Source organism: Gracilibacillus orientalis, from assembly GCF_900114645.1.
In the GTDB taxonomy this organism is placed as follows: Bacteria; Bacillota; Bacilli; order Bacillales; family Amphibacillaceae; genus Gracilibacillus; species Gracilibacillus orientalis.
On the sequence record NZ_FOTR01000003.1, the window covers coordinates 384,221 to 396,868 of the forward strand.

The window sequence follows — 12,648 nt, forward strand, 5'->3', positions numbered from 1 at the left end:
AAACGGTTTTCGATCATTCATTTAGAAGCTAACCGATCATTCGGTGAACCAGTGACATGTAGCCTATCCCCCTGCAATCATCCGTGCTAGTTGTCCACACAGTAAAGCTGCATAGGTTCCGACAATGTTACCTAAAATACCCATCAATAGTCCAACAGGTGCTAATGCCGGCTGGAATACCGATGCAACAATCGGTGCAGAACTTGTTCCACCTATATTACCTTGAGATCCCACAGCCACGAAAAACAACGGTGCTTTTAATAATCTTGCAGCAATAAAGATACAAATAATATGAATGGCTAACCAAACAGCTCCCATTAGGATAAACTGAGGTGCCTGCACAACGTCTGCTAAATTCGCTTGTGCACCAATACCAGTTAAAAATAAGTATATGCCTAAATAACCTATTTTACTAGCACCGTAGTATTCTAGGTTTCTTACTTTTGTAAAGGAAAGAGCAATTCCAACAGCAGTAATTAAAATAAACGTCCAAGTGGAAGTATTCATCACATCACTTTTCGGAATAAAGTCCATATCTGCGAAGACACGAATAATATAAGAGCCTGCCACTCCAACTCCTAAAATTCCAAATAGCTGTGGAAGTTGTAATGGTTTAATATTTTTTTCTATATCTGTTGCAATATCTGCATTAACCTGCTTAATAGTAGAATTATCAGCACCATTCCATCTATTAAACTTATCTTGGAAATTGGCTAAGGCGATCATGACACCCATCCAGCTAATTCCTACTAATGTATCTGTCAAAATAACCGGACTTAATATATCATCAGGTGTATGAAATGCTTCAATCATGGCACCCATATTGGCTGATCCACCAATCCAGCTTCCAGCAAGCGCACCGACTCCACGCCAAGCTTCCTCTGGCAGCATCCCTTGGAAGAGTGCGAACGCAATCGGTCCACCAATAACAACACCGAATGTCCCTGCCAAAAATAGTACAACAGCTTTACCACCAAGCTTAAACGTGGCCGGAACATTGGTACTAATCATTAATAATAACAAACCTGCCGGAAGGATATACGTACTGAGAAAACTATATAAATCCGAACTTTGCGGAATAATACCAAACGTCGTAGAAAGCATTGGTAAAAAGTACATCCAGATTAAAGGTGGAGCATATCGAAAAAATGTACGTAGAAATCTATTATCAATAGTTGATAACATAAATACAATCCCGACAATTGCGCTTAAATAAGCGAAAATCGCCATAGGATCTTGAATTAACACCATATCCTTGCTCATGATGAAAAACACTCCTTGTTGTTTTTTTGAAAATTTTCAGATAATTGGATAGTAAACACTTGATGAATTCTATCACTTTTCAGCAAAAATTCAAACGAAAAATATTGTAAAGTCTACCATTCAACGCCAAAGCATTAAAATAGGGATCTCTCGATACAGATTCCATCTATAAGCAATGGCTACCTAAACATTTAACAAATGGAGTATTTCGATCATTACACTTCTCTAAATGCATGTACCAACAATGTAACTCTAAAGACTACGGATAGTGAAAAAGCCTAATCCCTCCTGTTTTTAACTGAGGAATTAGACTTATAGACTTCTACAAAGATAACTTTCTTGTTTAATAAGTGCGCCGTTAATGGAACATCTATCTAGTTTTTACTAAGAAAAGATTTTGCTTGCTTAAATGGACGATTGAATTGACAAAAACTCAGGCAGTACATGTTCATGCTTGTCGAGCATGATCTGTTCCGGCTTGATGCCCTGCTCACGAAGTACTTCAATGTTCTCAACAAGGAATTCGTCGCTACCGACAACATAGAAAAGACCAGCCTTATCTGTAGCAAGATTTTTCACTTCATTATAGTACTCTTTACGGTTATCAACGAACTGTGATGTGAACTTCTTGTCAGGTACGGATTCAAAAATATTGGTGAATAAGAAATCCTTGGATGAATCGATGTTCAGGGAATGAATATGATTGACATTATCAGCACGGTCGAAATAATCAAGTACAAGCGGTCGAAATGTTGCTAGACCTACACCAGATGATAACAAGTAAACATTTTTATCTTCTCTTTTAAGTGGTACATTCGAATGTGTTTTAAATATTGCCACTTCATGGCCGATTTCCATATTTCTTAAAATCGATTTAAATTCAGAACACTGCTCTCTGATACGTGTTGTGATACCGATTGAATTTTCGTGCGGTAAGGTGGAGATTGACATGTGACGAATCAAGCTACGATTCGGTTTATCTCCGGCATTAAAACCTTCCAGTGCTAAATGAATGTGGGAACCTTCTTCCCATGTATAGTCTTCCGGACAGTCGAGCAGATAAGTTTTAACCTCAGGCGTTTCTTCTATGATCTTATTAATTTTAGTCCAGTATATTTGCATGGTATATTCTCCTTATTCCATTATAGTATTGTTACTCTACTATACAATAAGTGATAATAATTCTCAATTAAACGGATTGATTATTTCAGATTTATCTGCATTAAATCTACTAATAACATCTCATTGGCTGTAATATCGGCTCCTACTGTTTTTCTAAAATCAATCCAATTAGGCGTTTCCCTAGGTCTAATCCGATAAGCTCATTACCATCTCACCTCCTTGCCATATAAGTACCTTCTAAATATTCTATGTTAGCATGGAAGTCTTTTTTTGATCCAAGTGGAAAATACATCTATGAGGTTAACAATATCGGGTGACAAATAATGCTGAACAAAATTCTTGGCAACATCCACATTTGAAAAAGTTTCTTTTAAAAACGTATCGTGTGGTCTCTAAGCTACTTTTCCCTTACCATCGTATAAATGTAGACATCCCCCAATTTAGACTGGTTATATAAATCGAAACCAAATTTACGGTAAAAGTTTATATTTATTCTATTTTCAGTATCTAATACCATTCCAGTATAATGAGAATCTTCTTGTGCATGCTTTATCATATGTTGAAGTAATAACTTACCTACACCGCTTCCTTGCGCAGAAGGGGATACACCAATCATAATGAGATAGTGTAATCGCTGCTTGGGGGCATGATTTCTCGATATCTTCATATAACGATTCAATTTGATTATTGTTTTTATTGATAGACGGCTCATTAGTTGAATCCCTCTACCCAATAATTTAAAGCTCCCATATGCTTTTTTTACTTTATTGACAGTAGGCACTTCCATCACATATGCACCCATAAGCTGATTTTGATTATAAATCCCCCAAACCTCTTCCAGCAAATAGTCACTTTTATCAAATAAAAAGGATAGAAATGAAACAACGCGTTGTTTGTTTGGTTGATCGTATTCATCCTCTTTAAACAAATAATGAAACAGTGGGTCTTCTTCAAATGCTTTTGACATTAGTTCTACAAATTTTCCTTTATCGCATCTACTTAATCGTTGTATCTTATATTCGGTCTTCATGCTACGATAACCTACTTCTATAATGATCAACACTAAAGCTAAACAAGACTTTCATCATAAAGAGCAAACTCACAATCAACATAAACGGATGCATATCCAGCATCGGTATCCAAGCTACACCAGCCGCTAACAGCAAACCAGCTACAAATTTTTGCTGATGACTCTGTATTGCTTGAATAATAAACGCACAAACAATGGTATATAGCCAAACAAATACAACCAAAACCAATGATAGCTGTAGTAAAGCAGCAATGATTAATAAGTGAACATGAATACTGATGAAAACAATTCTTTTTATTTTACTATTTGCGTAAAATTGATTGGTTGATTCCGTAAAATTGGCAATACAGCCAGAAAAAACATCAAAAACTAAAAGAAACACCAATACCAATCTCCACCAGGCTAACGCCTCAAACCAATCTGAGTACATATAAAATAACGCTGATGACAGTATGGCCCCAAAAAGAAAAATTGTCACGATATGAATAACTTTTTGTTTCTCTCCAAATACTTCATGAAAAAAAGCCGGAATATACACTTCCTTCATTTATCCCCCTCCTATTTTGTAGTATTTATACATTTATAGTATAAAACTATAATACATATTACACAATATTTTTGTAGTAAAATATTGATAATCTATAAAATTGAAGCTAAACTAATAAATGAGGTGAAATAAATGAATGGTTTTGAAGAAAGAACTAAAAAAAAAATAAAGCAGATCTTCTCTGCTTCATTTGATTTAGTTGCTGAATATGGATTTAATAAGATAAATGTTCAGGAGATCGCCACTAGAGCTAACGTATCTCCAGCTACGATTTATAACTATTTTGGCACGAAAGATAACCTTTTTAAGTCTATGCTAAATGATTGGATCGATTCGAAAATTTACGAATATGAGACAATTCTTACATCTGATCAATCATTCGAAGTCAAAATAAAAGAAATAATAACAATGGAAGCGGATAACATTCAGTTTCTTAATCGTATTAACAAAATAAAGGATCGATCACCTGTTCATTCCTTTCTTGTTAGTGTGGAGGAGAAGCTTGAAGTCTTTTTTCAAAAACTTGTTGATACCGGTAAAATGGAAGGATATATCTCAAAGCATTTATCTGATCGTGTTCTGCTTACACATTTTCAGTTATTCTTTCACGAAATTGCACATCATATCAATGATCATACGAATCAAAATAAAGAAGAGGAAACCTCACAACTACTACAATTATTTTTTTACGGACTATCATCTTGTAAATTATCTGGTTCTCCATCTTCATAATGTTGAATAGCATTGTCTAAATGCAATTGCATTTCGTATCTTTCTTGATCTTTACGTATTAGGGGTATGATTCAACGAAGTGATTTGTAGGTAAAAATAAAATGGAGAGGTTTTTTCACGGCCTCTCCTTTGCTATTTGTATTATTAAATATATTTAAGGTTCCTCATTAAATTCTATATCTCTTGATTAACCAAGTCTAATAGAAATTCACCAAAGTCGTTTGCAATGGTTTCAAAAGTTTGGTTCTTTGACTCCACTCCCCGTATATAAGAAACTACTTTAGGTTCTCTTTTATGATCAAGTTGACTAAAGTCTAAGCAAAAAATTTCAGCACTACCAGTATCATAAATAATCAAGAGGTTATTTAGAAGGCTTATTTCTTTTCGTTCTGTTAAAGTATACCAAATTGCATCTGGAACTGAAGAGTTCTCAAAATCAGCACTAATAATACCGTGAACCTCTTGCGCTCCAAAAACCCTTAAAAAATCCAAATATAAACCTGTAAATTTCCACCCTAACTTTTCTTCAATACTGATTCAGTTTCACATCCCCCAACAAAGTCAGCAATTTTCATTGCGGACACTACGGGTTATGGATAAGCGCTTCTCCTAGAGGATCAACTAACCAATGATTGGATAGACCTATCCTACTCACTTTGTCGGTTAATAGGGGGATCTATTTTCTATTGATCAAGGAGACGTACAATGCGAGCAGTGCAATCAAGAAAGTACCAATACCAAAGAAGTAGAGGGAGGGTTCCTTCGTTTCACATTAAAAAAATGTGTGAGGCAAGAGAACCGTCCCTCTGTTTCTTACTCATAACCTTCATTCTGTTTATGAAATTTACTATCACTAATTTATATAAATAAAGGGAGGAGTCCATATTAAGCGGTTTTGGATAATAAAGTTAGCATTCTTTAACAGTGGGAATTTTATTAGTGACCTATCTTACTGACCCATACTACAAGTATTCAGTACTTCTAGTTCTCTTAACGTTTTTATTGTTAAGTAGCTTTATTAAGTATCGTAAAAAGCAAGAAACCGAAAAAAATTTATATGAAAAAGATTGCTGACTTTAATGTCTATATTTAATACTACTCTAACTTTATGACATTTTCTGCTCCATATGTTATAATAATTGTAATAAATGCATATAATATAACCCGTAGCAGTCACTACGGGTTATGGATAAGCGGTTCCCCCAGTGGGATCGGCTATCAAGTGTGATAGACCTCTCCTAGTTACTTGTTGGGCAAATAGGGAGGTCTATTTTCTATTAATCATCGAAATGATCAATGCGAGTAATGCAATCAAGAAGGTACCAAGAAATTAAGGAATCGCAGGCTAAATTCGCCACGTCCTGTGGCAACGCCTGCATGACCTTCATCGTGAAGGCCTCCATAAAACTTTCATACATACTCATAAGCATCACCCCCTCTCATCAGGGGATTAGCCGACCTTACCCTAAAAGAACATTATCCAATTTTTAATATAACACAATCAAATCGAACATTCATTCTATTACATGAATTAATTATTCACATTCTCATTGGAGGATCCTAATGAAGAAAACAATTGAAGTAGCTGCAGCCTGTATTGAAAATGATAACCACGAAATTCTCTGTGCTTTACGTTCCCACCATATGAGCCTCCCGAACAAATGGGAGTTCCCTGGGGGTAAAGTTAAAAAAGGTGAGTCTGCTCATGTTGCATTACAAAGAGAAATATCAGAAGAACTAGATTGTAAAATAGCAACCCATGAGATCATTTGTGAACATACACATGAATATGACACTTTTATTATCCATTTACACGTCATTAGAGCTACCATTATTGAAGGTACACCTAAAGCAAACGAACATGCTAAATTACTATGGCTTGCCAAAGAACATTTAGATTCGATCGTGTGGGCACCAGCAGACATTCCTGCTGTAGAAAAAATCATGGAAGCTAAAAGGTCTTCCTCATAGCACGAGGAAGACCTTTTTATTACAGCGATTATATGAATCCAATACCACTAATCAAGTCGTCATTTATAAAATATGCTTATTAGCCTGAACAATAAGCTTTGCTGGCATTTTTTCATGAAGCTTCCAAACAAAACTAACCGGTTTACTTCCAGAATGCCTTACATATTCAGCAGTTCCTAAGAAAGTAAAAGGGGCCGCATATCCGTTTTCTTGTCGATATTCTCGCACAAACAACAAGATTTGATGATTGCGCTCGCGATGATGAATATAGCGCTTAGCGGTTTCAGAGGTAACTGATGTTCTGCTTTGCGATTGCCAATGAAATAACCACTCATTCATGGCATAATCATCATACATCGTAGAAGGCGAAAAATCTTTATCCGATTTATTTAACGTGATGAAAAAGACATCTGCCTTTTTATCTTTCAAATGGATGGCACCTTCTCGAAACTCAGGACGCCACTGCTCATTATAATAACCTAACGCAGCCAAAACCTGATCGGTGGAATAACTAGAATGAACACGCAATGGCGTAGTGAATGGTAGATCATGTGATTTTTCCACTAGTTCTAAATGACGGTAATTATACTTGAAGATAGCTTGGATCTCTTTCTTCATCTCACTGCTTCTTAATACCTCATGTAAACCTTCTGCAATCGAAGCAACTTCCAATTTTTCAGGACTTTTACGGTAAATAGTGTAATATAACATATTGAGCATGAATTGCTCTTCTTGATTACGTACTTCCCCACCCTCTAAATACCGTAAATAAAAGCTTAACAAGTGCTCTGAATTAATGTGTAATAAATATGGAAGACGTTTCGTTATATCTTTCTCCCTATCATAATGGAAGTCATCATATAGTCCGGCTTCTACTAACAGACGATAAAAGGAACGATCTCCACTCCGCCCATAAAAATCATAAGCTGTCAGTTGATAAAATTCCAAAAAATTGACGAGCGTTAACTTCTGACTTGTGTGATGGGTAAAGTTCTCCAGTTTCATCAAGATTTTTTGCTTCGAATTCTTAATCGTCTTAATATTTCTAAGCACATAGTCTTTTGCTTGCTTCTCTAATTGGATAAAACTTCCCCGTGGTAAAGTAGAGAATCCATTTTCTACGTAATGTTTAATCGCATGACGAGAGCGTCCAATTAATGCTCGAAATTTATCTTCAAACTTATATTCTTTATGTGCTTGTCCAATGAAATCAAGTACCGTTAAACATTCTTTATCATCATGCAGGCGAAGCCCTCGACCTAGTTGCTGCAAAAATACCGTTAAACTCTCCGTAGGGCGCAAAAATAAGATCGTATTTACCTGAGGAATATCGACCCCTTCATTGTAAAGGTCCACTACAAAGATGAAAGTGATGTCCCCTTTTTCCAGTAAATTCTTAGCGTTATCGCGTATCTCGTGATGCGTGTTTCCGTCCAATGCCAGACTTGGAATGCCGTGATCATTAAATTGCTTTGCCATATACTTAGCATGCTCTACACTGACACAAAAACCTAACCCTTTTACAGTATCGATGTCTGTTACATATTTGTTCACACTATGAATAATTTGCTGAACACGTTTGGTATTATGGGTATAAACATTTTCTAATTCTTTGAGATCATAGCCTTTTCGCGTAAATTTCACTTTAGATAAATCAACCGTATCCGTAACACCAAAATATTGAAACGGACTGAGTAATTTTCGATCAATTGCTTCCATAAGGCGTATTTCAGCAGCAATTCGTCCATCGAAATAGTTGATCACACTTTTACCATCCATTCGTTCAGGCGTAGCCGTCAACCCTAACAGTACTTTTGTAGAATAGTAATCTAATAGTTTTTGGTAGGAAGCTGCTGCGGCATGATGAAATTCATCGACAACAATATAATCATAGAAATCACTAGAAGTATGTTCGAATAATTCTTTACTGTTCAGACTGTCGATTGTAATGAAAAGGTGATCAATCGATTGAGGTCGAACTCCACCAAATAGTAATTCACCAAAATTGAAATCTTTTAGAATATGGCGAAAGGTTTCCAATGCTTGCTTTAGTATCTCTTTTCGATGCGCAACAAACAAGAGTCTAGCAGGACGTCCATTCTTTTCTAAGAAGCGTTTATAATCAAAAGCGGAAATTACTGTTTTCCCGACACCAGTAGCGGCAACAATTAAATTTTTATGATGATGATGTACTTCACGTTCTGCCTGCAATTTGTCTAGTACTTCTTGCTGATAAGGAAAAGGTCGAATATCAAAGGTGGCAAAATGACTTTCTTCTGCTCGATAAGGCTGTAATGATTCTTTTAACACCTCATGATCCTCTTGTTTGTTTGGATCAAATAAAATAAACTCTTCATCATTCCAGTAAGAATCAAACGTAGCATCGACTTTCTTCATCACATCAAATGATTCCTTCTCCGTGATCTTTAGATTCCACTCCAATCCAGAAGTTAACGCAGGATTGGATAAATTGGATGAACCGATATAGGCTGTGCTAAAATTCGTATCGCGCTTAAAAATATACGCTTTCGCATGAAGACGAGTCACCTTAACATTGTAAGATAGCTTGATCGTCGTATTATGTAATTTACTCAATTCATTGATTGCTTTATAGTCCGTCGCACCCATATAAGATGTTGAAATAATGTGAAGCTCTCCGCCACGATCGGTGAATTGTTTTAATTCGTCAAAAATGATTCGTAGCCCACTCCACTTAATAAACGAGACTAGCATTTGAATCTTGTCCGAGCTTACAATTTCCTTTTTCAATTCATTGACCATGTTTGGCTCACTTTTCGAACCGGTAAATAAGGATGTTTCAGATAAAGAAGTAAGTGGTCGAATAGGTTCGTCTGTGGGATGCAAACTGTTCGCCGTATTAAACCTTTCGTACAAAGATGTAAGAACTTCTCCTTCTTCCTGAATTTGAAGCGATGCTAAAGTTTCTTCGTCTAATGTTTTACTTAGATAACGAATAATTTTATTACAAACTTTTATTTGATAGAGTAGTGATTTGTCCTTTTGGGTTTTTTCACGCAGCATGGTTAATGCTCGTCGAGTTACATCTGTAATATAGCTAGCCAATTTTTTGCTGGCTTCTTCTGCATCTAAATTCTCTTTGCTAATATCATATTGATCGTCTTCTAGCATGGATAACGCTTCTTTTAGTTCTTTGTTTACGATTTTTTCGTATAATCCTGGGCGGAGCACGCTTGCACCTCTATTCTCAGACTATGATGTTTTTTTCTTCCATATTATTGTATTACGTATTATTTTAGCAGGTGTAGGATGGATAGTCGATGTGCGATTTAATTACATTTTTTCGTTAGTTTGTAGGTTGATTTTCCCGTTTTTCATTAGATACTTAGCTTATACTGTAAGCTTTAACTTTTTTAAGCACATATTGTGATACGGTTCTCCTTAATTAATCTAAATAAGGTTTAAGTATATTTTAGATTACTTTTCATGTACTAAATCTTCTATCATTGTTTCCAAATTAATAAGATCTTTTTGCTTTGAATAATGATAAATTTGAATTAACATATCATCCGGTATTTCATATTTTCTATTATGCCATGTTTTAGTGGCCGAGTAGCTATTCCCTTTAACTCTTTCATTTCTATTACTAACATAATTCAAAACTCTACTTAATGAATTTACAGTTAATTGAAATAATCTTGGAGCCATCTTTGGGTACTCATATTGAACTAAAATATCCATGATTATATTTAAATACTTATCGTACATTTCAAATGCACCATAGTTATTCGTCATATCCCAAACTTTATCAATACAAACTGTAAGAAATTGTATATAGGGTGAAATCATACTATGTTCGAACTTTGACAACAAATCAAGTAGTTCTAACCTAACACTTTCGTTTTCAATGAAAGACTGTACAAGTTCTTCATTTTCTTCTTCTAGTCTCGCTTTAGTTGCAAATAATTGTTTTAGCTCCTGATCATATTCTTTCTGCCTATTAATTATATATTTTGTTAAATCATTTAGAAAAAGTTCCATATCACTTATTTCTAGAATTATATTTCCGTTTTCATCTCTGTATGCATCTTCCTGAGGATCAGATGTCCATAATACTTGTACAATTTCATAAGGATATTCATTTTTCTCAGTATATATATTTTTAGACCAATCGACTGATGTCAGAACATTCATATCCCCCAACGCAGATCCTAATATTAGCGTTGTTGACTCTCTTATCGTCATGGCTAGCTTAGACTGTCTATATTCATTCGGTCTGAATAGGGTTATATAATCATCTTGAGTAACTATAATTGATTCATAATCTAATCGAGTACCGTGAAGATGATAAATAGGAATTATATTTTTAGGGGCAGATAAATAATTCATTGGACTAAGACTCTTACACTTACCTGTTAGAATAGTTTCTAGTACTAAATCATAATTTGTAGTTACAATCCATGCAGGATTAAGGATATCAAAAATCTCTCTATACTCTGCTGTCTTTTGTTCACTTGGCAGCCAATTTGTTAAATTGCAAATTTCTTTTTTAAATAGCCCTTTAGCTTCTTCATAATCATTACAACCTTTCAATGCTAATCTCTTGCAAATTATTGTTGCTAACTCTGGAAAAGAAACACCTATTAATTCTTCATTAGAAGGGAATTCAATTCCAAATTTTTCACTAACTTCTTTTATTAAATCGAACCATCCTAATGCTTGGGGAGAGTCATCGCCTATCACAGCTTTAGAAAAGCCAGCACCAATAAACATACCCAAGTTACCATAGTTAAATGAATTAAAAAGTCTTTCATAAACTATTTCTTTAGAAATAACCGCATCCAATTTATTATGCCTCCTCAAATATCTTTTTGAATCTTACTAAGCAAATTTTACACATCATTTCGAGGAGATTACCAGGCTTTAAGAGAACAAAAATACGAATGTGAGTTGTTATGCCTTTTTTAAAACTAACTTGCATCCTTTATCATAAAATATTTCTTCGTAAATTTTTCAAATTGAATACTTACTTCTGTTATAAATTTGAATAGCAAAGTTACACATCATCTTCTCTAAATATTAAATCCTCAAAATAGTGAGCCATTCTAGTTCCTTTGGGTTAACCCATAGAGCTCTTGAATCTCTTTATCAGTGAACCTATCAAGTCGATTCTCCATATCATCTAATACTTCTTCAGTGTCTAAGAGTGGAAAAGGTCCTCTTATATCAATAACATTAGAATTAAACTCAAATAATAGAAAAGCTCTATTTTTATTATCGGAATGTAGGTGAAAGATAGTCCAGTTTTATTCCATGGACTCTCGGCACACGCCCCTTAGAGCTGTAATTGTATTTGAATTTCCACGGTCTTCTTAATAAATTTATAATCATCTCTTTATTTTTTTCTGGTTAATTTATAGTTACTTGTATTTTTACTTTTATCATATGCGTTATCAATATATTTATTTGGATTTTCAAGGAAATTCTCTTCATTAATCAAAGAAATATACGAACCTGTTAATGCATCTACGTTTTTACATACATCACATGTATATTCAGGAGGTTCCTGGTTGAATCTATTTTTGTGAATAATCTCATAGAGATAATCATCATTCGTAAGTATAGCAGTATGTCCATCAGAATTTTCAACTGAAGGTCTTAACCAAGAATAATCGCCATTATATTTCATGACTACTCCTAGAACTCCATTTGTTCCAGATGTACGATCACCCCGCTTTATTTGTTTAAGTGAATATTCGATTTCCCAATCAATCCAATTACTTAATTTCATATTTGGAGAGATTACAACGATAGTAACAGAGGTAGAATAGATCATATCTTTTAACTTTTCTTTAATATAATCAGTTGTTTTATCTGACAAATCTGGTGATTCACTAGTTTCCCCTTGATAATATTTGGCATCATCCCCTAGTGCTTTCACTATTTCATCTCTTAAATCCTTAGTCTCAGAATATTTATAGGATATGAATGTTTTATGTGCCAT

The 12,648-nt window shown here is 34.7% G+C and carries 11 protein-coding genes and 1 pseudogene; 2 read left to right on the plus strand and 10 right to left on the minus strand.

The window, feature by feature from the left end:
• Window positions 1–63 precede the first annotated feature (63 nt).
• The 5 genes and pseudogenes from BM121_RS07795 to BM121_RS07810 form a co-directional block, all read right to left on the minus strand.
• On the minus strand, window positions 64–1,263 hold the full coding sequence (locus BM121_RS07795) for a DUF819 family protein (RefSeq protein ID WP_245780763.1): 1,200 nt from the start codon (window positions 1,261–1,263) through the stop codon (window positions 64–66).
• 405 nt (window positions 1,264–1,668) lie between these two features.
• A complete protein-coding gene (locus tag BM121_RS07800; protein ID WP_091483001.1) occupies window positions 1,669–2,385 on the minus strand; it encodes a ferredoxin reductase domain-containing protein in 717 nt (238 codons plus the stop codon).
• Between the two features lie 251 nt (window positions 2,386–2,636).
• Window positions 2,637–2,762: pseudogene (locus BM121_RS22530) on the minus strand (hypothetical protein); the annotation flags it as partial.
• A gap of 20 nt (window positions 2,763–2,782) precedes the next feature.
• Window positions 2,783–3,415 carry a GNAT family N-acetyltransferase gene (locus BM121_RS07805; RefSeq protein ID WP_091483003.1) on the minus strand — a complete coding sequence of 211 codons (633 nt, stop codon included), beginning with the start codon at window positions 3,413–3,415 and terminating at the stop codon, window positions 2,783–2,785.
• A 1-nt stretch (window position 3,416) separates the two neighbouring features.
• Window positions 3,417–3,962 carry a hypothetical protein gene (locus BM121_RS07810; RefSeq protein ID WP_091483005.1) on the minus strand — a complete coding sequence of 182 codons (546 nt, stop codon included), beginning with the start codon at window positions 3,960–3,962 and terminating at the stop codon, window positions 3,417–3,419.
• A 132-nt stretch (window positions 3,963–4,094) separates the two neighbouring features.
• Between BM121_RS07810 and BM121_RS07815 the strand changes: the two genes are divergently transcribed.
• The gene (locus BM121_RS07815; protein ID WP_091483007.1) at window positions 4,095–4,694 is read left to right on the plus strand and encodes a TetR/AcrR family transcriptional regulator; all 600 of its coding nucleotides are present in this window, start codon (window positions 4,095–4,097) and stop codon (window positions 4,692–4,694) included.
• Between the two features lie 174 nt (window positions 4,695–4,868).
• On the opposite strand, the gene BM121_RS07820 is transcribed toward BM121_RS07815, so the two are convergent.
• On the minus strand, window positions 4,869–5,186 hold the full coding sequence (locus BM121_RS07820) for an SMI1/KNR4 family protein (RefSeq protein WP_245780764.1): 318 nt from the start codon (window positions 5,184–5,186) through the stop codon (window positions 4,869–4,871).
• A 785-nt stretch (window positions 5,187–5,971) separates the two neighbouring features.
• Complete coding sequence (locus tag BM121_RS22010) at window positions 5,972–6,118, minus strand: hypothetical protein (RefSeq protein ID WP_175495365.1); 147 nt, start codon at window positions 6,116–6,118, stop codon at window positions 5,972–5,974.
• 139 nt (window positions 6,119–6,257) lie between these two features.
• Here BM121_RS22010 and BM121_RS07825 point away from each other — a divergent pair, with 139 nt between their 5' ends.
• Window positions 6,258–6,665 (plus strand): (deoxy)nucleoside triphosphate pyrophosphohydrolase, encoded by a 408-nt coding sequence (locus BM121_RS07825; RefSeq protein WP_091483009.1) that lies wholly within the window; start codon window positions 6,258–6,260, stop codon window positions 6,663–6,665.
• 63 nt (window positions 6,666–6,728) lie between these two features.
• Here BM121_RS07825 and BM121_RS07830 read toward each other — a convergent pair whose 3' ends face one another.
• The 3 genes from BM121_RS07830 to BM121_RS07840 form a co-directional block, all read right to left on the minus strand.
• A complete protein-coding gene (locus BM121_RS07830; RefSeq protein WP_091483011.1) occupies window positions 6,729–9,875 on the minus strand; it encodes a DEAD/DEAH box helicase in 3,147 nt (1,048 codons plus the stop codon).
• Between the two features lie 246 nt (window positions 9,876–10,121).
• Complete coding sequence (locus BM121_RS07835; protein WP_091483013.1) at window positions 10,122–11,489, minus strand: SIR2 family protein; 1,368 nt, start codon at window positions 11,487–11,489, stop codon at window positions 10,122–10,124.
• 550 nt (window positions 11,490–12,039) lie between these two features.
• Window positions 12,040–12,648, minus strand: a complete 609-nt coding sequence (locus BM121_RS07840) for a TIR domain-containing protein (protein ID WP_091483015.1) — start codon at window positions 12,646–12,648, stop codon at window positions 12,040–12,042.